This window comes from Clostridioides sp. ZZV15-6597 (genome assembly GCF_020657815.1).
Taxonomy (GTDB): Bacteria; Bacillota; Clostridia; order Peptostreptococcales; family Peptostreptococcaceae; genus Clostridioides.
This window is the reverse complement of sequence record NZ_JAGWCT010000004.1, coordinates 49,167-69,898: the sequence shown is the minus strand read 5'-3', so window position 1 is coordinate 69,898 and position 20,732 is coordinate 49,167. Positions and strand designations below refer to the sequence as shown.

The window sequence follows — 20,732 nt, the reverse complement described above, 5'->3', positions numbered from 1 at the left end:
TAAAGACAAGTCTTCCAACATGTATATTAAAATTGAAGATAGTTGTAGTACAATTCTGCATTTATAAAATAATGTAGAAAGTCAAAAATTGAAAAGAAGTCTAGTAAATTAATGATTATGGTAAATATTTAAAAAGTTAACTATAAGTTATATTTATTTAGATATTTTAGGAATAATTTAAGACGTATAAAAATATCATCAAAAAATATCAAACTGTGCTATATGTAGTTAATAATAACCACAGAATATACATTTTATAATTATTGCTTTATTGATAAAAAATTATTATATTTAGGAGGAAACAACAATGGAAAATTTTTGGAATCCGCTTACTTGCTTTACTGTATGTGTAATGATTTATGCTTTTAGTGAGTTTTTATCTAAGAAAACAAAAGGTGCAATTTCAACATTGCTATTTGTATGTATTATATTTTTATTAGGATTTTGGACTAATATTCTACCAAAAGATGTTACAGGAGCATCGGGGATATTAGCTGCGATGAGTAACTTTGGTATAGCATTATTAATAACTAACTTAGGAACACTTATAAACCTTGAAGACTTATGCCATGAATGGAAAACAGTTGTAATTGCATTAGTAGGTATTGTAGGCATAGCGGTTGGTTGTTTCACAGTTGGTAGTATGTTATTTGGTAGAGAGTATGCTTTAATAGCAGCACCTCCAATAGCAGGTTCTACTATTGCTGGTATTATTGTAACAACGGTTGCAGAAGCAGCAAATAGACCTGAACTTGCAGCATTTGTAATTCTAGTATTGTCATTTCAAAAATTCTTTGGTATTCCTATAACAACATATTGTATAAATAAAGAATTAAAATTTAAAAGAGATAGGGGAGATTTCTTAAGGGATGAATCAAAAAGTAATTTTAAGCTTCCAAGTATGAGAATTTTTAAAGAAGAGTCAAATAAAAAATCATCTACATTAGTATATCTTGCAAAACTTTCATTTGTTGCTATGATTGGTAACTTTGTAGGCTTGGCTACTCTAATATCAGGATTTACTCCTTCAAACTATTATTTAAATCCAAATATAGCATGTTTGTTAGTAGGGCTAATTTTTACACGAATAGGATTTTTAGAAAAAGGAATTTTAGATAAATCTCAATCTAATGGGATTATAATGTTTGGTTGTATGTTAATGTTACCTGGAGGACTTGCTAAGGTAACTCCAACAGCACTATTTGCAATGATTGTTCCAACTATAGGAATACTAGTTATAGGAGCTATATTCATAATACTATTTACTGCAATTGTAGGAAAGTTATTAGGATATTCTCCAAGAATGTCAGCAGCGATTGGTGTAACTTGTATGCTTGCTTATCCAGCAACACAGATAATTTCTAATGAAGGTATTGATGCTATGGAAGGAACTGTAGAAGAAAAGCAAAGGGCAACAGATTATTTATTACCAAAGATGATTATAGGGGGATTTGTTACTGTAACTATTGCTTCAGTGGCATTTGCTAGTATAATAGGTCCACTTATATTTGGTTAATATGAAATAGATTTATGGGAGGTAAAGTTAATGATAGGAAGTATATCTATAAGAGAGATAGATGAAAAAAGACTTAAACTTGATGATTTGAGTAAGAAAATATGGAAAAATCCAGAAAAAGCATTTAAAGAGTTCAAAGCATGTGAAAATACAGCAAATTTTCTAAGAAGTGAAGGATTTGATGTGGAAGTAGGGGTAGGAGGTTTAGCTACAGCTATTAAGGCTAGTTTTGGCTCAGGGAAACCAGTTATAGGTTTTATGGGAGAGTTTGATGCATTACCTGGTTTAAACCAAAAAGTTTCAACAAAGCAAGAAGCATTTGAATTGGGAGCTTGTGGTCATGGATGTGGACATAATTTATTATGTACTGCGCATGTAGGAGCGGTAATAGGACTTAAAAAAGAAATGATAGAAAATAATTTAAGAGGAACTATAGTTTTTTATGCATGTCCAGGAGAAGAACAATTAACAGGTAAAGGATTTATGGCTAGAGGCGGTGCATTTGAAGGTCTAGACTTAGCTATAAATTTCCATCCAAATAAAATTAGTGAAGCTACAGTGGGTATATCAACAGCTGTTAATTCTGTAAAATTCCATTTTAAGGGGATAACTGCACATGCAGGGTCAGACCCTCAAAATGGAAGAAGTGCTTTAGATGCTGTAGAACTTACTAATGTAGGAGCTAATTATCTGAGAGAGCATGTTACTTCTGATGTAAGAATTCATTATACTATTACAGATGGAGGAGTAGCACCTAACATAGTTCCTGATAAAGCATCAGTATGGTATTACACAAGAGCTTTGAGTAGAGAAGCTGTAGAAAATACATATGAAAGACTTATAAAGGTAGCAAAAGGAGCTGCAATGATGACTGAGACTGAGGTTGAAGTAGAGTTTTTAGGAGGATGCTATAATACTTTAAACAATCATGTTCTAGCAAATCTTGTGTCAGAATGTATGGATGATATTACACAAGAGCCTTGGACTCAAGATGAATTGGATTTTGCAGCTGAATTAGATAGACAAAGCCCACAACAATATGAGGCTATGATAAGTAAATATAATTTACCAGAAGGAACTCACCTATATTATGGAGGAGGAAATGTTACGAACTTTAATAGCTATGGCTCTACTGATATTGGAGATGTAATGCATATAGTTCCTACAGCATACTTTTTTACAGGATGTACAAACATAGGTGCACCTGGGCATAGTTGGCAGTTTACATCTTGTGCAGGAAGTTCTATTGGAGAAAAAGGTATGATATATGCAGCAAAAATTATGGCTATGTTTGGAGCTAAAATATTAAACAATCCAGAGATAGCTAAAAAGGCAAAAGAAGAATTCGATAAATCAATGAATGGGAAAACATATAAGTGTCCTATTCCAAAGGATATTCCTACTCCTTAAAAGATATATAAAGTTTAAAATACAGTTTAATAGACAATAACTTGAACTACTCCACCTTAATTACCTTCGGTAATGTTTGAAGGTGGAGATTCATATTCGATAGCACTTTTGCACTAAGCATTCATAGGCTCTAAGGGCTGTTCCATCCCCACTAATCTTAATCCTTCTTTTAGTATATTTATGCTGGCATTTATATCTCTGTCATTCTGTGTATGGCACTCTGAACAAACCCACTTTCTAAGTGATAAGTTTTTTACATCTTTATTTCTATGACCACATACACTACATAACTGACTTGATGGATATGTATTTCCTATTACAGAAATTAATCTCCCATACCAAGTAGCTTTATACTCAAGTAACCTTCTAAATTCATACCAACTAACTTCACTTATTGCACCTGCTAATTTATGATTCTTAATCATATTACTCACTTTCAAATCTTCTAAACAAATTATTTGGTTTTCTCTAATTAGCTTAGTTGATATTTGATGTAGGTAATCTTTTCTTTGATTAGCTATTCTTTCATGTATCTTAGCTACTTTAATTCTTTGCTTATTCCAATTATTACTGAACTTCTTCATCTTTGATAATCTTCTTTGTTCCAATTTCAATCTATAGTTAGCTTTTCTTAACCATTTAGGATTGTTAAATATGCTTCCATTAGAACATATTGCAAAATCTTTTAAGCCTAAATCTATGCCAATATACTTATTAGATTCTTCTAATTGTTTTATGTCAACCTCACAACACATACTAACAAAATATTTACTTGTAGGTGTTTTTGATACAGTAACATTTAATATTCTACCATTTATATTTTGAGTCACTTTAGCCTTAACCCATTTTAATTTTGGTAGCTTAATTAGATTATCCTTAATAATTATATTATTATTTACACACTTACTTTCAAAACTTCTTTTAGGGTTTCTTTTACTTTTGAACTTTGGAAATCCTTGATTATTACCCTTTTTAAATTCTCTAAAGAAGTTTTTATGCACTATATAAATCATCAATAGTAGCTTGTAAGCTGGTTGAATCAACTTCTTTAAGCCATTCATATTCTTTTTTAAGTGATGGAAGTTTTTTAATTAAATCATACTTTGAATGTGATTTACCTTCTTTTTCATAGCATTCTTTTTGAAGTGCTAACATATGATTATATACAAATCTTGAACATCCAAAAGATTTTTCTATTATTTCTTTTTGAGTTTGATTTGGATATATTCTAAACTTAAAAGCTTTCATCTGTATCATTTCTTCACCTCCTTTTAATTTATATTACAGGTTTACATCTCCACCCTACTTACGTTGAGGATGGAGTATTTCGCCTATCTTTGATAAAATGTTTTTATGTACTATAGATTTTAATGTTTATTTTCTGATATAAATAATTTGTATACCCTCTCAGGTCTACCTTTTGTTGAGTTTTGTTTTTCGTATAATATAGTAGCATTTCCAGACTTTAGGAGACTACTTAAAAATCTATTGGCAGTTCTTACTGTTACATTTAAACATGAAGATAATTCCTTGGGAGTAACTTCATCTCTTTGTAGAATTTCAGTAACAGATATAATCTTTTGAATAGTAAGAGTAGATAATTTAGAATTTTTGGCAATTGTATTTATGTGTGGAGTTACTTTATTTGAAACAGTAAGTAATTTATCACATAATAAAGGTCCTATTGTCTCATAACTTTCATTAACTAAGAAACTGTAGTTTAAATGATTTATTTTAGATTCCTTATTAGCACTTATGGCGTTAGACATAGCTTGTTTTATATCATTACCAATTCCATACCCAACACATACTTTAAACTCTATACTATTTTCAATAAATTCTTTTATATAACATGTAGTAAAATTTTTGGTTAATGATTTAATAGTGTCGCATTTAGTAAAAATTTTAAAAGAACTACTATTTTTTTCAATTATAAAATCAGTTAATTTGTCTTTTTTTACAGTATTCAATATTTTATAAATTTTATCTATAGTATAATCATCATAGTTTGTATCTTTAGCTGTTATATATATTACACTAGGTTGGTTTACCTTCATTCTATGCAGATGAATGTCCTTTATTAATTCATTAAAAGTACTTTTTAATAAGTTTATGTCAGGATATATAAAATGAAAATTTACTCCTGCATCTTGTAACATAGGAACAATACTACTAAAACGAGTAGTAGAAAAATCAATTTTACCTTCATCCCATAACTTAATATGTTTTTTTGCAATATTTTTTTCAAGTTCTGCTATATCAGATAAACTCATTTTGGATGCATTTTCATTAATACTATACATTAAATCTCCAAAAGTACCATTTGATAAATAATATGATATGTCTTTTGGATTATCTGCCCAGTCCATTAGGTCAAAGTATGCTCTAGAAAAATCTAATGTATTGTATTTAAAAATAAGTTTTAGAAACGTATCATAATAACTTTGTAAATCCGTACCAAAATCAACTAAAGGTTTTTTTATAGTACCAGCTTTTTTTGTAATAGCTTCCTTAGGGATAGGGCCACTAACTGCAAATCCATCAAACTTATCTTCGATTTCTAGATACAAATCTCCAACATGAGAAAAATCTTTATAAATATATATTTCAATTTCTGCATTAATATTTAACCTTTTTATAGAGTTCTCTACAAACTCCTTTAAGAATTCAGTTGTTATGATTGCTATTTTCATAGACTACTTCCTTTTCAATTAGTATAATTATTTCATATTAGGTATTACTTTTTCTAGCTCTGATAAAACAATCTCTCTTTGTATTATTATATATAATAATATCATGACAAAATATTTATTGTCTAACTAATTATAATCTATTCAAAATGAATGATAAATTACAAGTACTTTCTGGAGCAATGATGATTCCTGTTATATTACTTGTTGTAGCAGGGGTATTTATAGGATTAGGGTCAGTTTTTGCAAATGTGGAAAACGTTTTTGTCTTAGGGTTTAATGGAAGTATATTGATACCAGCAATAGTAACAGCCATGTTGGTAGGGGTAACAGAACCAATAGAGTATACATTCTTATTTGTTGCACCATTATTGTACTTTGTAGTATATGTACCGCTAGCAGGATTAACATATGTATTTACAGAAATGTTTAATGTTTCTATAATGGGAGAATCATTTAGAAATATGTTTCCTAACTTGTTGCAACCTCAAAAAGTGGATGCATTACCTTTATTATTTTTAATACCAATATTCTTTATAGTTACTTATGTAATATTCAAATGGGCAATTAAGAAGTTTGATATAAAGACACCAGGAAGAAGTTCAGAAGAAGTTAAGCTTTATAGTAAGAAAGAATACAGAGAAAGACAATCAGTAGATAATGTTAAAGCAGTAAATAATGGTGCAGTAGAAGATACAGTAGAAGACAAAGATACAGAACTTGTACATTCTATAATAGAAGGTCTAGGAGGAAGTGGTAATATAAAAAATATTACAAACTGTGCAACTAGGCTTAGAGTAGAGTTAAACTCAATAGATGGATTCTATGAAGATGGTTTCTGGGTAAATGATTTAGGTGCAAGTGGAGTAGTTAGAAAGAAAAATTCAGTTCAAGTTATATTTGGGCCAAGAGTTATCACAATAGCAGCAAAAGTTAAAGCTGTATTAGGTGTAGATTAATGAGTATAAAGCCGTGCAAATTAGATTAGTTTGCATGGCTTTTTTAGTTTCAAGAGTATTATAGTTATTTTGAATTTATGGAAAACTTGTGCATAATAGCCATATCTACTAAATAAACTGATGACTTTAAAGTAGGACTGTTAAATTAAGAAATACGGAAGTATAAAAAATGAAACATAATAAAACATAACAAAACATAACTAAAATTGTAAAAAAATATAAAATATTATAGCTAAATAGTATAAAACATAATATAATTACTTTGAAGGGGGTGACAAAATGTGGGAATTTTATAATAATTTAATAGATAAAGTACCAGAAAACATAAGAGTAAAAGATTTTGTTATAGGTTCAGAGTTTGCTATGGTAATAACAGATTATGGAGCAGGTATTAGTCATTTATTATGTGATAAAAGATTTTCTTTTGAAAACGATATAAAAATAAATATGTCTTTAAAAGATTTATGCAAGTCAATTAAGTCTTGGAATTTTATAGAGGCTAGTTTAGGATTAGCAGCAATAAATTCTTATTATAATCAGAATATTTGCACTAAACCATCAAAAGTAGAGAAAATTAATCATCATTTTATTTGCATGATTGATGATTCATCAAAAAAAATAGCAGTAGTAGAGGGAAATCTTAAAAATAAAAATAAAATTAAATTTAGATATGATGTGGATTTTTTCAATAGAAAAATAGAAGAAGGTGATTACAACATATCAGCATATGGATATTTAGTAGAAAACTATGATAGTACATATTTAGGTGGAGACTTAATTATTAATAAACATTTAATAAAAATAGCCAATGATTCACTTAATAAAGAAAGCGTAATTTGTGATATATCGACACCTATATCTTCAGCTTTTAAAAAAATAGGTATAAAAAATATAGGTGGATTTGTTGTAGAGGATATAGACAAATGTTTTAATTTAGTAAAAATAAGTGCACCTTATGAGGATATTGAAAAGACAGGTAAAATGATGAAAATAGTAGGGGCAGAAAGGGATTAAATAAGTGAGTAAGAGTGTAAGAAGTAATAAATTAATTATGCTTTGTTTAGTTATTATATTGATTGTATTGATATTAGTATCGTTAGCACTTGGAAAATATCCAGTAGAACCACATCAAGTATTTGGAATTTTAGTTTCAAAAATATGTAATATAGATAAGTTTTGGACAGATAGCATGGAAACTATATTTTTAAATGTTAGATTGCCAAGAATAGCACTTGCATGTTTAGTAGGTGGGGCATTGGCAGCTGCAGGAGCATCATATCAATATATTTTTTTAAATCCTATGGCATCACCAGATATACTAGGGGCATCATCAGGAGCAGCATTTGGAGCAGCTTTAGCGCTATTTCTTTATAAAAGCAGTAGAGAGGTTACTGTTAGTGCATTCATTTTTAGTTTAATTACTGTAATTTTAGTTTATTTGATAAGTGAAAGAACAAAGGGAAGTAAGGTGTTAGGCTTAATTTTATCTGGTATTATGGTAAGTTCATTATTTTCTTCAGGTACATCTTTTATAAAACTTGTAGCAGACCCTAATGACCAGTTACCTGCAATTACATATTGGTTGATGGGGAGTTTATCAGGAGCTAAAATATCTGATATAAAATTTGCGATTATTCCTATGTTAATAGGTATAGTACCTCTAATACTTATTAGCTGGCAAATAAACATATTGACTGTAGGAGAAGATGAGGCAAGAACAATGGGGATAAATACAAAGCGTATAAGATTCATTACTATTATATGTGCTACACTTTTAACTTCTGCAAGTGTTGCTGTAAGTGGAATGATAGGTTGGGTTGGTCTTGTAATACCACATTTATCTAGAAGATTAGTTGGAAATAACTTTGTTTATTTATTGCCAACATCAGCTATGTTTGGAGCATCGTTTTTGTTGTTAGTTGATAATGTATCTAGAAATTTATGGACTAGTGAGATACCTATAGGTATATTAACATCATTTATTGGTGTACCATTTTTCATATATCTGATTACGAAAAGGGGGGATTAATATGATTTTAGAAGTTAAAGATCTCAGTTATTTTTATAAAGATCAAAATGTACTTAATCAAATATCCTTTAATGTTGAAGGTAGTCAGTTACTATGTATATTAGGACCTAATGGTGCAGGGAAAAGTACTATGTTTAAGTGTATACTTCAGTTATTAAAAGGATATAAAGGTGAAATATTATTGGATGGAAAAAACTTGAAGGATTATAAAATTAAGAATCTAGCAAGAAAAATAGCTTATATCCCTCAGTCTCATAATCCTGTGTTTAGTTATTCCGTTGTTGAAATGGTATTGATGGGAACAACATCACAAATTTCACCTATGTCTAAACCTACTAAAAAACAAATGGAAATAGTTGAAGAATCTTTAGACAAAATAGGAATTTCCTATTTAAAAGATAGGAGTTTTGTAAATTTAAGTGGAGGAGAAAGACAATTAGTACTTATTGCGAGAGCTTTAGCTCAAAACGCAAAGATACTTATTATGGACGAGCCGACCTCTGATTTAGATTATGGTAATCAAATCAGAGTATTAAATACAGTAAAAGAATTAACGAGGGATGGATATATAATAATTCAGTCAACACACAATCCAGACCAGGCCTTTTTGTATGCAGACAAGGTTTTAGCTTTATACAATCATGAAATATTAGCTTTTGGTGTGCCTAAGTACATAATTAATTCTGGTCTAATTAAAAAATTATATAATGTAGATGTAGAATTAAACAGTTTATATGATGACAAAATCAGAGTCTGCATACCAAAAAGTGTAACTATATAATTTACTTAAGGGGGGATAAAATGAAAAAGAAATTATTATCATTGTTATTGGTACTAACTTTAGCAATAACATCTTTAGTTGGATGTACATCATCAAATGATGATGTTAAAGGTGAAAAAGAGGATAAAAACGCATCTAAAACAATAATGTTTACTGATTCAGTAGGTAGAAAGGTTGAGATTCCAGCAAATATTGAAAAAATAGCACCTTCAGGAAGTTTAGCACAAATCGTACTATTTTCAGTAGCACCAGATAAGTTAGTTGGATTATCAGGAGATTGGACAGATGATTCAAAAGACTATGTGGATAAAAAGTATACTAGTCTTCCTGTTTTTGGTCAATTTTATGGTAAGGGAGATTTAAATATGGAAGCCCTTGCAGCAGCAGAACCACAAGTAATTATTGATATAGGTGAGAAGAAAGGTAGCATGAAAGAAGATTTAGATTCTATACAAGAACAAACAGGTATACCAACTATATTTATAGAAGCTACAACTGCTAATATGTCAGAATGCTACACTAAGCTAGGGGAAATTTTAAATGTAGAAGATAATGCAAAAGTATTAGCTGATTACTGTAAAGCTACTTATGATACAACTGTAGAAACGATGAAGAAAATAGGTGATAAGAATAAAGTAAACCTTGCTTATTGCTTAGGAGATACAGGAACAAATATAATCGCAGAAGGGTCTTTCCACTCTGAAATTATTAATATACTTGCAAATAATGTTGCAAAGCTTGATGACCCATCAAGTAAAGGCAATGGAAATGAAGTATCATTAGAACAATTATACTTATGGAATCCAGATGTAATAGTGTTTGCACCACAGAGTATATATAGTAAAGTAGGAAGTCAGGCTGAATGGCAAAAAATAAGTGCTATATCTAGTGGTAAATACTATGAAGCACCAAGTACTCCATATAATTGGATGGGATTCCCTCCATCTGTAAATAGATATATGGGTATGATTTGGTTATCTGAAATACTTTATCCAGAGAATTTTAATTATGATTTAAAAGAAAAAACAAAAGAATTTTATAAGTTATTTTATCATGTTGATTTAAGTGATGAACAATATAGCAAATTAACTAAAAACGCTATTAAATAGTATATAGATATAAAGTTACTAAATAATGTATAGACATAAAGTTAATAAATAATATATAGATGTAAATTAGAAGAAAGTAGGATTTTACCTACTTTCTTTCATAAAAAGGGGAATTGATATGAAACTAATTACAGTAGCGGGGCCACCATCATCTGGAAAAACATCCGTTATTCTTCATCTAATTAAAGCTATGGAGGCAGAAGAAAATAAGGTTGGAGTAGTAAAGTTTGACTGCCTTACATCTTTTGACCAGATTAGATATGAAGAGAATAATATACCTGTTCAAATTGGACTTTCTGGTAAAATTTGTCCAGACCATTTTTTTATAAGTAATATTGAGGATGCACTTTATTGGTCTCAAAAATTAAACTTAGATATTTTAATTACTGAAAGTGCAGGGCTTTGTAATCGTTGCTCACCATATATAAAAACTATACCAGCAGTTTGTGTAATAGATAATTTATCAGGGATAAATACACCTAGAAAAATAGGACCAATGCTAAAATATGCTGATATTGTTGTAATTACAAAAGGAGATATAGTATCACAAGCAGAAAGGGAGGTATTTTCCTTTAATGTACGTCAAGTAAATTCAAAAGCTAAGATAATATTTATAAATGGAATCACAGGACAAGGAGTATTTTTACTTAAGAAATATTTAAGTGATATAAAAGAAATAACTACGCTTAGAGAAAAGCAATTACGTTTTACAACACCAGCATCAGTGTGTTCTTACTGTACTGGAGAGACTAGAATTGGAGAATCTTATCAAATGGGGATGATAAAGAAAATGGAGTTTGACTATGAAATATGATAATTATGAAAATTTACTAAACATGTCTATAGAAGAGATAAAAGAAAGCTATTCTATGGCCTTTGATTTTTTCTTAAATTATAATCTAAGTAATATAGATGACTCAATTACTTTTAATAATTTAATAGAATCTTTAGATGAGGAATTTTATATAACTTTTGGTATAGAAAAAGAAGAATTATATATTAAATTGGTGGAGTTTTTAAAAGAATTTGACCAAGATGAAGAGAGCTTAAATATAGAAAGTATTACTATTAATGGTGGGTACAATAAGCTAAAAGAAAAAGAAGCTATTTCGCTGAAAATAAAGGCTGGAGAAATTATAAGTATTGTTGGACCTACAGGCTCAGGAAAAAGTAGACTGCTAGAGGATATTGAATGTTTAGCCCAGAGAGACACTCCTACTAACAGACAAATATTAATAAATGAAAGTGTTCCAAGTGATGAAACTCGTTTTGTTATGGATGGAAAGTTAGTAGCTCAACTTTCACAAAATATGAATTTTGTAATGGATTTAACAGTAGAAGAATTTTTACAAATGCACTCTAAAAGTCGTTTCTGTAAAAATCAAGATGACATAGTAAAAAAATGCTTTTATTGTGCTAATAAACTAGCTGGAGAAAAATTTGAATTAACCACAAAAATAACTCAATTATCGGGAGGTCAATCAAGGGCTCTTATGATATCGGATACTGCATATATGAGTTCTTCACCGATAGTTTTAATTGATGAAATTGAAAATGCAGGTATAGATAGAAAAGAAGCTCTAAGACTATTATCTAAAAAGGAAAAAATAATTTTAATTTCAACACATGACCCTATATTAGCTTTAAATGCTGATAAAAGAATAGTTATTAAAAATGGTGGAATTTCAAAGGTAATATCTACGACAGATGAAGAAATAGAAAGTATTAAATACATAGAAAGCTTAGATAATATTTTACTAGATATTAGGCACAAGGTTAGAAAAGGTGAAGTCTTAAATAGAAAAGAAATAAAAAGTATTGTACAGGAGGAGGTAACTGGCTTTGTGGGAAATTTATGATGATTTAATAGAAGGAATTCCTAAGGATATAATCGTTGAAGATATAGCTGTTGGGCAACATAATATTTTAGTAAGAAGTAGTGTAGGTAGTGGTATAGGTTTTGTATATAATGAAGATGGGCGTCCTCCAGAGTTTGTGAAATCTTTTAAAGGAAAATCTTTACATGAAATAGCTGGATGTATTAAGTCTTGGAATATCACAGAATCAGGAATTGGCTTAGCTGCAATAAATTCTTATTATAATTCTGTAAAAATTTCAAAAGAAAATAATATAAAGTTAAATGAAAACAATTTTATAGAAGATAGAATTAATGACCCTTTTATTTCATACCAAAATATGATAAGGGGGAAAAAGGTAGCGGTTATAGGTCATTTTCACTATTTAGAAGAACTATTTGCACCTGTGTGTGATTTATCCATAATAGAAAGTGAAGATATATATGGTGATTATCCAGAGACTTCAGCACCATATATCTTACCTGAACAGGACTTTGTAGTTATATCTTGTTATACATTAAGTACAAAAACTTTTCCTTGGTATTTAGAATTAAGTAAAAATGCTTATGTGGTATTGGTAGGTCCAGCAACTCCAATGGCACCTATATTATTTAAGTATGGGGTAAATGATTTATCAGGATTTGTAATTAAAGAACATGATAAAGTAATGAGCATAATAAGTGGAAATGAGAGAAACAGTATGTTTTACAGTACAGGTCAGAAAGTAAATTTAAAAGATAGTGGGGAAATTTAAGTATGAGAATGAATTGGAATGATACTACAATAAAATCTTTTGTTGATGCAAGTGAATATACTGGTTTTCACAAGATATTAGCTAAAGAAATAATTCCATACATCAAAGATAGCCAAACTTTTTGTGATGTAGGTTGTGGATTAGGTTTAATAGATATGTATTTAAGCGAAGAACTAAAAGATATAACTTGTATTGATATAAACCAAAATGCTATAAATTACTTAGAAAAATCAATAAAAGACAATAATATAAACAATATTAGATATATGGTCAAAGATTTTAAAGAGATAAATACAAGATTTGATACTATATTAATTTCATTTTTTTCATATGAGAATATAGAATTTTTTACTGAACACTGTGATAGATTAATTGCAATTGTTAATGATAAATCCAAAACTCATATTCCAGTATCTAAGAAAAGAATGGACATGGTAGAAAGACATAGTTCAAAAAATTTAAAATCATTATTAGATGAAAAGAAACTTAAATATGAATTAATACCATTAAGTCTTGAATTTGGACAGACATTTACTTGTGAAGATGATATAGTCAGGTATGCTAAGTCTTATGATGAAGGCGGAGAGTATGAAACTATATACAATCATATTATGAAAAATGTAGTTAAAGGAGATAAAGTAGCTTATTACCTTCCGTATGAAAAAAATATATCTGTTTTTATAATAGACTTTAATAGATAGATAATTGTAAATTTTAATTTAAATATTTATATTTCATAATAAAGCTTAGACACTTAGTTTGTAACATATACAACTAGTAAATATAAATACTAAATTAAAAGTAGTGTTTTTATCGGATGAATTACTATATATTTATAATTTTTAATTTTGCATATAGTGCTATATTTTGATTTAAGTTGACAATTTATATAAGATTGCATACAATTAAACTAAGAATTGAATAAACGTATTTAAAGAGTAGGGAAGTTGGTGAAAATCCAACACGAACCCATCACTGTAAGCATGGATAAATTCTACATAGCCAACAGATGTTATTTAGAAAGGCTGAGAAAATGAAATGTAAGTCAGATACCTACATTAAATATTAGTAAATAAATTTAGGGGGGAGCAACTAGATTTATTGTTTTGTATATGGAATTTAGAATTTAAAGTATACATATTAAAATGGGATGTTATAGCATTATTTGCTATAACTTTTTTTATGCTCATATTTCTAAATAAGGGGGAAATGTATCATGAGGAAGATTTCAAAAGGGAAGTTGAGTAGTATAATTTTAGTAGTTATGCTGATGTTATCATTGCTAACAGGGTGTAGTAAACCAGAGGAAAATAATGATGTTAGCAAGATGAATAATGAAAAGGAAGTAGTTTTAGCAGCAGCTAGGGATTTGGCACCAGGTGAACAAGATGCTTATTACACAAGTTCTATACTTTATGTTTGGGAACCGCTAGTAGGATTGGGTGATGATGGAAAACCAAAGGCAGAACTTGCAGAAAAGTGGTCAAATTCAGATGATTATAAAGAATGGACATTTACAATAAAGAAGGGTGTAAAATTTCATGATGGTGTAGATTTGAATGCAGATTCAGTAGTAAAAAACTTTGAACGTTATATGAATATGAAAACAAAATCCTCACCTTTTTATTCGTTTGATATAGAAAAGACATATCCTAATTTACTAAGTGTGGATAAAGTTTCTGACTATGAAGTTAAACTTACTTTTAGTAAACCAATATCAACTTTAATATATAACATGGCTAGATTTGGAAGTGCTATGTATAGTCCAGAGTGTTTTGATATAAAAACGGGAGATTTTACTAAATATGCACAAGGAACTGGTCCATTCAAGATAAAAGAAAGAGAAAAAGAACAATTTGTTTTGTTAGAGAGAAATCAAGACTATTATGGAGATAAAAGTAAAGTTAAAAATGTAAGAGTAAATGTAATTAAAGATGCACAAACTCGTTACACAGCACTTAAATCAGAGGAAATTATGGGTGTTATGGATTTAGGGGCTATTACTCCAGAGTTAGCTAGTGAGCTAATAAAGGATGAAAACTTTGAGATTAAAACATCTCCATCAACAATAACTCAATTTGTATCTACAAACGGTACTAGGGCACCATTTAATAATGTTAAGATAAAAGAAGCACTAAGTTTGTTGTTGGATAGAGAAACTATAGTAAATAAATTTTATGGAGGATATGGAACTCCAACTATGAATATATTGAATCAAGGTTCTCCTTTTGCTAAGGAAATTAAACCTGTTTATGATGCAGAAAAAGCAAAAAAAATCATAAAGGATGAGTTAAAAGGGGAAACAAAAGAGTTAGAGTTTATAATACCATCTTATGGTGTAGACCGTTATCCATACAAAACTGTAGCAGAGTATATACAATCTGTATTAAGTGAAGTTGGATTAAACTCTAAAATAACTATACTTGATGGAGCGGCTTTTAAGGAAGCACAAAAAACAGGAAATTATGATATAGCACTTCACACTCAAGGGCTTCCAAATGCAGAACCATTTTCTATATTTGATAGTTATATGAGAAGCACAGGGTCAAGTAATATGGCTTATTCATTGGGCTATAAAAATGAAAGAGCAGATGAATTAATAGGTCAATTAGAAAAAACAATGGACTTAGATGAAAGACGTAAAATATATGATGAACTTCAAGATATATCAGCAGAACATCCATCAGCTATACCATTATTTGAAGATGTTAACTTAATTGCCTATAATAAAAAAATAACTGGGTACAAACCTACATTATATGGAACTACATTAGCAAATATGGAGTGGAGTAAGTAGTGAAAACACCATTTAAATATTTAATTAGAAGGATATTGATGACTATCCCTATTTTGATAGGAATAACTTTTCTAGGATTTATATTAGGGGTTATAGCACCTGGTGACCCAGCAGTTGAATATTTAAGCATGGATGGTATTTCTGCTCCTACAGATGAAGAAATAGAAAGAGTTAGAGAAGAATTAGGGTTAAATGATAATATTATAGTTCAGTATATTAATTGGACTAAAAAAGCTATGACTGGAGATTTAGGACTTTCCTATATCAAAAAGACATCAATCACAGAAGAGATATTAAGAAGGTTACCAATAACCTTCTCTTTATCTTTAATGGCTATGTTTTTTGTTATAGTGTTATCTATACCACTAGCTATAATCATGGCTTTAAAAAAGGATTCAACGATAGATAAGATTGGCACTTTTGTATCATTACTTCTGACATCTATTCCAGGGTTTTGGTTAGCTATTATCATGTTAAGTATATTTTGTGAGAATCTTAGATGGCTACCTACAAGTGGGTATGGTACAATTAAACATTTAATAATGCCTGGATTTGTTTTAGCAGCTGGAACTATAGGAACTGTAGCAAGACTAAATAGAGCAACTTTAATAGAAAGTATAGGACAAAACTATATAACAGTAGCAAAAGCTAAGGGCCTGCCAAATAAAATAGTTATTTTTAAGTATGCTTTTTTAAATTCATTAATGCCTATTGTAACTGTTCTGGGAAACTATTTTGGAGCTATTTTAGGAGGCTCCACAGTGGTTGAGGTTATTTTTAGTATTCCAGGGATGGGAAGCTATGTAATACAAGGAATAATGAGTAGGGATTATCCAGTAGTGCAAGGATATGTGCTATTTACAGGGATTATATTTATAGTGTTTAATTTAATTGTAGATATATGTTACCTATTTCTTAATCCTAAAATGAGGGTTGGAGGTAAATAATATGGATAAATTTAAAGAAATGTTATTTATACATAAACTAGCTTTTTTAGTGCTAATAATTATGATACTTGTTGCAATGTTTGCACCAGAGTTAGCTCCATATGACCCTAATCAAGTACAAATGGAGGATAGGTTAATGGGGATTTCTAGAGAGCATATACTTGGAACAGATACTCTAGGTAGAGATATTCTAAGTAGAATATTATATGGAGCCAGAGTATCCATATCTTTAGCTTTTTTAGCAAGCCTATTAACAATGCTATTTGGTAGTTTTGTAGGTATAATAGCAGGATATTGTGGTGGTATAGTAGATACGATAATCCAGTCTATTGTAAATATATTTCAAGGTCTTCCCAGTCTTAGCTTTATGATTGCTCTTGCTGGAGTTCTTGGACCAGGTATAAAAAGTTTATTAATTGCAATAGTATTTACTTCCTGGGCTGGTTTTTCAAGAGTAGTTAGAGGAGAGGTATTAAAGGTAAAAGAAGAAAAATATGTTGAAGGTGCAAGAGCATTAGGTGCTAGTCATCTTTATATAATTTTGCACTATATAATTCCAAACATATTTGCTCCTTTTATAGTACTATTTACAATAAGGATAGGAAAAAGTGTACTTTCTATGGCATCGTTAAGTTTTTTAGGTCTAGGAATACAACCTCCACAAGCAGATTGGGGTGTTATGATAAATGATGCTAAGACTCATTTTAGAAGCTATCCAAATCTATTATTAGCACCTGGTTTTAGTATATTATTATTGTGTTGCAGTATAAATTTAATTGGAGATGCACTAAGGGATATGTTTGATGAAAAAAGCAACTCTTTAAGCCAATATCTTTAGAAGGAATAAAACTATGAATAGAGATATAAGTATAAAAGATTTAAAAATTCATTTTAATACTAAAGAAGGAAAAGTAAGAGCTGTAGATGGAGTATCTAGAACCTTTCAAAGTGGTAGAATTACAGGAATTATTGGAGAAACTGGAAGTGGAAAATCGGTGCTAGGACTAGGAATTTTGAACCTTGTATCTAATAATTCAACTGTTTCAGGCAGTGTTTTATATGAAGAAAAAGATTTGCTAAAAATTAAAGAAAAGGAAATTAGAGAAATCAGAGGGAAAAAAATAGCGTTAATCCCCCAAAATCCATCAAGTTCTTTTAATCCAATATTGAAAATAGGAAGTCATATGAATGAACTTTTTTATTATCATGGAAAAGAAAAAAAGAATTCTTGCAATAGTAAAAGTTTAGAGATATTAAAAAAATTCTTTTTATCAAATAGTGAGTTGGTTTATAATTCGTATGGATTTCAGCTAAGTGGAGGTATGAGTCAAAGGGCACTGGCAGCTATAGGGACATCATTAAAACCTAACTGGATAGTTGCAGATGAACCAACTAAAGGTTTGGATGCAACAATAAGAAAGCAAGTATATGAAGTATTTTATGATTTAAGAAATAATATGGGTGTTAGTATGATACTTATAACTCATGATTTAATGCTGGCTAAAAAGCTTTGTGATGAAGTTGTAGTTATGTATGCAGGTAAAATCATAGAAGATGGTCCAAAAAATAGTATATTTAATAATCCACTACATCCTTATACAAGAGGTTTAATCGATTCACAGCCAAATGAAAAATTAATACCTATTGAAGGGGTAGCACCAAGTTTAACAAACTTACCAAAAGGATGTAGATTTTCTCCAAGATGCAAGGTTGCAAAAAAAACATGTATTGATTATGAACCAAGACTATTTGATGTTAATGGTTCAAAGGTGAGGTGTTTTCTTTATGATAAAAGTTTGTAACCTTTATAAGGAGTTTAAAAGCGGAATAATCAATAAAAAGATAGTCAAGGCGGTAGATGATGTATCGTTTGAAATAAAAGAGGGAAAAACATTAGGTCTTGTAGGAGAAAGTGGATGCGGAAAATCAACTTTATCAAGGCTTATTTTAAGACTTATTAAATCTGATGGAGGTAAAATTTATTTTAATGGTAGAGATATCAGTAATTATGATTTTTCTCAAATGAGGGATTTAAGAAAAGAGATGCAGATAATATTTCAACATCCAGATTCTGCCCTAAGCCCTAAAAAAACTATATATGGGAGCCTTGTGGAGCCATTAAAAATTCATAAACTCTACGAAAAGAATAAAGCAAGAGAATACATAATGGAATACTTAAGTTTTGTTGGGCTTAGTGAGGAAATTTTAAATAGATACCCACATCAAGTAAGTGGAGGACAAATACAAAGAGTTGCCTTAGCTAGAGTGCTTTTATTAAATCCTAAATTTATGATATTGGATGAACCTACATCAATGTTAGATGTATCTGTGCAAGCTCAAGTTATACAGGTTTTGAAGAAAGCTCAAAAACAGTTTAATATAAGCTATTTATTTATATCTCATGATATAGACTTGGTAAAAGAAGTTAGTGATGAGGTTGCGGTCATGTTAAATGGCAAGATAGTTGAAACTATAGAGGCTAAGGAATTGTATAAAAGTGCAAAGCATGCTTATACCAAAGAGCTTATTGAGAATTTCACTAATTTTTAAAATATAGCAATCAATTGTTTAGTTAATCAATTATTACATTAGTAAGAGTAGTTTTTTGAGTATAGAAAATTACAAATCTTGTCCCTAACACTTTTAGAAAGGAAGATTAATCATGTATTATAAAGATATAGATTTTGAGAGAAAATGGCATGAGTATATTGAAAGTAAAGAAGGATATGCAAGAGAAAGAGCTTTTGATGATGAAGCGGAAAGAATATTTTTCAAAAAATTATCTCATAAATATGATGATAATCCAACACTTTATGATTATTCAAAAGAAGTATTTGATTTTATAGATGAGTTAATAGATGAAGGAAAAAATCTTATAGAAATTGGTGCAGGTACTGGAAAATTTACTATACCACTTTCTAAGAAATGTAAAGGTGTAATTGCTAATGATTTTTCAATAGATATGCTTAATGTGCTTGAAGGAAAGATTAGTGAACATAATATAACTAATATAGACATAGTACAAGGAAAATGGGAAGAGATTAATGTTGGGCATAGTGATTATATTTTATCTGTGAATTCTCTTTATCGAATTTGGGATATTAAAGATGCTTTGAGTAAGATGGATAAGTTAGCTAGAGAAAAAGTGATTATAGTGAGAACTATTCAAAAACCATTATTTAATGATTTGTATATGGATTTAGGTGATAAAGATAGAACTTGTCCAGATTATATATACATTCCAAATATACTACATTCTTTAAATATATGTGCAGATATAAAATTTATTGATGTTGAAAATGAAATTGAATTCAATAGTATAGAGGATATACTTTTTAAAATGGAAACAGAATTAAATAAAAAGATTAACTTTAGTGATATGTTAGATAAGTATATAGACAATATGATAGAAAAAAGAGAAAACAAATATATTTTTAAACATAATACTAAAGTTGTAATTATATACTGGAATAGTATAAGTTAGATTTGTTAATATTATCGAAGCATAGAAACTCTTCTGAAAATATTTACAATCTCGACATATTATGCTACAATTATTTAGAATAAATAAAATTTAATAAGAATTACCTCATCTAATAAAAAGATTGAGGTAGAGGTCGCATTTACTAAGATTAATATTGAAGAGGTTGGAAGCCAATGAAGCAATATAAAAGGAGTAAGTGCCGAAGTGCTAGTGTCCAAAGCTAGTGCTGGGGCTGTATTTAATAAGTACAGCACTGTCATCAAAATTATCCCGAATTTTGATGGAGAGCTATCTTAACTAAGATAAAGGGAAGATGTAGGTATATTGTATTTAGCGCATTTAGCTCAACATGTATCCATGTTGAGCTTTTTTACATCTATACAAAATAGGATAGAAAAGG

Annotated in this window: 18 protein-coding genes, 1 pseudogene and 2 riboswitches; of the genes and pseudogenes, 17 read left to right on the top strand and 2 right to left on the bottom strand. The window is 29.4% G+C overall.

Features of this window, described 5'->3' with window-relative positions; translation table 11 throughout:
• The first annotated feature begins 307 nt into the window (after positions 1-307).
• Together KGF52_RS01975 and KGF52_RS01970 are read left to right on the top strand one after the other, a co-directional pair.
• A complete protein-coding gene (locus KGF52_RS01975) occupies positions 308-1,516 on the top strand; it encodes a hypothetical protein (protein WP_227838974.1) in 1,209 nt (402 codons plus the stop codon).
• A 30-nt stretch (positions 1,517-1,546) separates the two neighbouring features.
• Positions 1,547-2,926: a M20 family metallopeptidase gene (locus tag KGF52_RS01970; RefSeq protein WP_227838973.1), complete on the top strand. Its 1,380-nt coding sequence runs from the start codon at positions 1,547-1,549 to the stop codon at positions 2,924-2,926.
• Positions 2,927-3,039: 113 nt separating this feature from the next.
• On the opposite strand, the pseudogene tnpB reads toward KGF52_RS01970, so the two are convergent.
• Together tnpB and KGF52_RS01960 are read right to left on the bottom strand one after the other, a co-directional pair.
• Positions 3,040-4,183 (bottom strand): annotated as a pseudogene (gene tnpB, locus KGF52_RS01965) (IS200/IS605 family element RNA-guided endonuclease TnpB).
• 110 nt (positions 4,184-4,293) lie between these two features.
• Entirely contained in the window at positions 4,294-5,619 is a 1,326-nt protein-coding gene (locus KGF52_RS01960) for a hypothetical protein (protein WP_227838972.1), read from the bottom strand.
• Positions 5,620-5,765: 146 nt separating this feature from the next.
• Here KGF52_RS01960 and KGF52_RS01955 point away from each other — a divergent pair, with 146 nt between their 5' ends.
• The 15 genes from KGF52_RS01955 to KGF52_RS01885 all read left to right on the top strand — a co-directional run bounded on the left by KGF52_RS01955 (position 5,766) and on the right by KGF52_RS01885 (position 20,332).
• Positions 5,766-6,575 carry a glucose PTS transporter subunit EIIB gene (locus KGF52_RS01955; RefSeq protein ID WP_227838971.1) on the top strand — a complete coding sequence of 270 codons (810 nt, stop codon included), beginning with the start codon at positions 5,766-5,768 and terminating at the stop codon, positions 6,573-6,575.
• 279 nt (positions 6,576-6,854) lie between these two features.
• Positions 6,855-7,589, top strand: coding sequence for an enolase N-terminal-like fold-containing protein (locus KGF52_RS01950; protein WP_227838970.1), 735 nt, complete (start codon positions 6,855-6,857; stop codon positions 7,587-7,589).
• Positions 7,590-7,593: 4 nt separating this feature from the next.
• On the top strand, positions 7,594-8,604 hold the full coding sequence (locus KGF52_RS01945) for a FecCD family ABC transporter permease (RefSeq protein WP_413894795.1): 1,011 nt from the start codon (positions 7,594-7,596) through the stop codon (positions 8,602-8,604).
• Between the two features lies 1 nt (position 8,605).
• Positions 8,606-9,385, top strand: coding sequence for an ABC transporter ATP-binding protein (locus KGF52_RS01940; RefSeq protein ID WP_227830085.1), 780 nt, complete (start codon positions 8,606-8,608; stop codon positions 9,383-9,385).
• A 20-nt stretch (positions 9,386-9,405) separates the two neighbouring features.
• Positions 9,406-10,494: an ABC transporter substrate-binding protein gene (locus KGF52_RS01935; protein WP_227838969.1), complete on the top strand. Its 1,089-nt coding sequence runs from the start codon at positions 9,406-9,408 to the stop codon at positions 10,492-10,494.
• 118 nt (positions 10,495-10,612) lie between these two features.
• On the top strand, positions 10,613-11,308 hold the full coding sequence (locus KGF52_RS01930) for a GTP-binding protein (protein WP_227838968.1): 696 nt from the start codon (positions 10,613-10,615) through the stop codon (positions 11,306-11,308).
• On the top strand, positions 11,298-12,353 hold the full coding sequence (locus tag KGF52_RS01925; protein WP_227838967.1) for an ATP-binding cassette domain-containing protein: 1,056 nt from the start codon (positions 11,298-11,300) through the stop codon (positions 12,351-12,353). Before KGF52_RS01930 ends, KGF52_RS01925 begins: the two co-directional genes overlap by 11 nt.
• Positions 12,337-13,104: a Rossmann-like domain-containing protein gene (locus KGF52_RS01920; protein ID WP_227838966.1), complete on the top strand. Its 768-nt coding sequence runs from the start codon at positions 12,337-12,339 to the stop codon at positions 13,102-13,104. Before KGF52_RS01925 ends, KGF52_RS01920 begins: the two co-directional genes overlap by 17 nt.
• Before the next feature lie 2 nt (positions 13,105-13,106).
• Complete coding sequence (locus KGF52_RS01915) at positions 13,107-13,805, top strand: methyltransferase (protein WP_227838965.1); 699 nt, start codon at positions 13,107-13,109, stop codon at positions 13,803-13,805.
• A 216-nt stretch (positions 13,806-14,021) separates the two neighbouring features.
• A riboswitch (cobalamin riboswitch) is annotated at positions 14,022-14,159 on the top strand.
• A 161-nt stretch (positions 14,160-14,320) separates the two neighbouring features.
• Complete coding sequence (locus KGF52_RS01910; protein ID WP_227838964.1) at positions 14,321-15,901, top strand: ABC transporter substrate-binding protein; 1,581 nt, start codon at positions 14,321-14,323, stop codon at positions 15,899-15,901.
• Positions 15,901-16,848: an ABC transporter permease gene (locus KGF52_RS21565; RefSeq protein WP_227830079.1), complete on the top strand. Its 948-nt coding sequence runs from the start codon at positions 15,901-15,903 to the stop codon at positions 16,846-16,848. The genes KGF52_RS01910 and KGF52_RS21565 overlap by 1 nt, the downstream gene beginning before the upstream one ends.
• 1 nt (position 16,849) lies before the next feature.
• Entirely contained in the window at positions 16,850-17,686 is an 837-nt protein-coding gene (locus KGF52_RS01900) for an ABC transporter permease (RefSeq protein ID WP_227830078.1), read from the top strand.
• A 13-nt stretch (positions 17,687-17,699) separates the two neighbouring features.
• Positions 17,700-18,650, top strand: coding sequence for an ABC transporter ATP-binding protein (locus KGF52_RS01895; RefSeq protein ID WP_227838963.1), 951 nt, complete (start codon positions 17,700-17,702; stop codon positions 18,648-18,650).
• Entirely contained in the window at positions 18,634-19,398 is a 765-nt protein-coding gene (locus KGF52_RS01890) for an ATP-binding cassette domain-containing protein (protein WP_227838962.1), read from the top strand. Before KGF52_RS01895 ends, KGF52_RS01890 begins: the two co-directional genes overlap by 17 nt.
• 112 nt (positions 19,399-19,510) lie before the next feature.
• The gene (locus KGF52_RS01885; RefSeq protein ID WP_227838961.1) at positions 19,511-20,332 is read left to right on the top strand and encodes a class I SAM-dependent methyltransferase; all 822 of its coding nucleotides are present in this window, start codon (positions 19,511-19,513) and stop codon (positions 20,330-20,332) included.
• Positions 20,333-20,451: 119 nt separating this feature from the next.
• Positions 20,452-20,631, top strand: a riboswitch (Lysine riboswitch).
• Positions 20,632-20,732 lie beyond the last annotated feature (101 nt).

What these genes read in the sequence shown, in the direction of transcription:
- KGF52_RS01955 (WP_227838971.1), top strand. Translation starts at nt 5,766, where the DNA reads ATGAATGATAAATTACAAGTACTTTCTGGAGCAATGATGATTCCTGTT.
- KGF52_RS01890 (WP_227838962.1), top strand. Translation starts at nt 18,634, where the DNA reads ATGATAAAAGTTTGTAACCTTTATAAGGAGTTTAAAAGCGGAATAATC.
- KGF52_RS01960 (WP_227838972.1), bottom strand. Translation starts at nt 5,619, where the DNA reads ATGAAAATAGCAATCATAACAACTGAATTCTTAAAGGAGTTTGTAGAG.
- KGF52_RS01900 (WP_227830078.1), top strand. Translation starts at nt 16,850, where the DNA reads ATGGATAAATTTAAAGAAATGTTATTTATACATAAACTAGCTTTTTTA.
- KGF52_RS01930 (WP_227838968.1), top strand. Translation starts at nt 10,613, where the DNA reads ATGAAACTAATTACAGTAGCGGGGCCACCATCATCTGGAAAAACATCC.
- KGF52_RS01975 (WP_227838974.1), top strand. Translation starts at nt 308, where the DNA reads ATGGAAAATTTTTGGAATCCGCTTACTTGCTTTACTGTATGTGTAATG.
- KGF52_RS01935 (WP_227838969.1), top strand. Translation starts at nt 9,406, where the DNA reads ATGAAAAAGAAATTATTATCATTGTTATTGGTACTAACTTTAGCAATA.
- KGF52_RS01885 (WP_227838961.1), top strand. Translation starts at nt 19,511, where the DNA reads ATGTATTATAAAGATATAGATTTTGAGAGAAAATGGCATGAGTATATT.
- KGF52_RS01895 (WP_227838963.1), top strand. Translation starts at nt 17,700, where the DNA reads ATGAATAGAGATATAAGTATAAAAGATTTAAAAATTCATTTTAATACT.
- KGF52_RS01940 (WP_227830085.1), top strand. Translation starts at nt 8,606, where the DNA reads ATGATTTTAGAAGTTAAAGATCTCAGTTATTTTTATAAAGATCAAAAT.
- KGF52_RS01915 (WP_227838965.1), top strand. Translation starts at nt 13,107, where the DNA reads ATGAGAATGAATTGGAATGATACTACAATAAAATCTTTTGTTGATGCA.
- KGF52_RS01950 (WP_227838970.1), top strand. Translation starts at nt 6,855, where the DNA reads ATGTGGGAATTTTATAATAATTTAATAGATAAAGTACCAGAAAACATA.
- KGF52_RS01925 (WP_227838967.1), top strand. Translation starts at nt 11,298, where the DNA reads ATGAAATATGATAATTATGAAAATTTACTAAACATGTCTATAGAAGAG.
- KGF52_RS01910 (WP_227838964.1), top strand. Translation starts at nt 14,321, where the DNA reads ATGAGGAAGATTTCAAAAGGGAAGTTGAGTAGTATAATTTTAGTAGTT.
- KGF52_RS01970 (WP_227838973.1), top strand. Translation starts at nt 1,547, where the DNA reads ATGATAGGAAGTATATCTATAAGAGAGATAGATGAAAAAAGACTTAAA.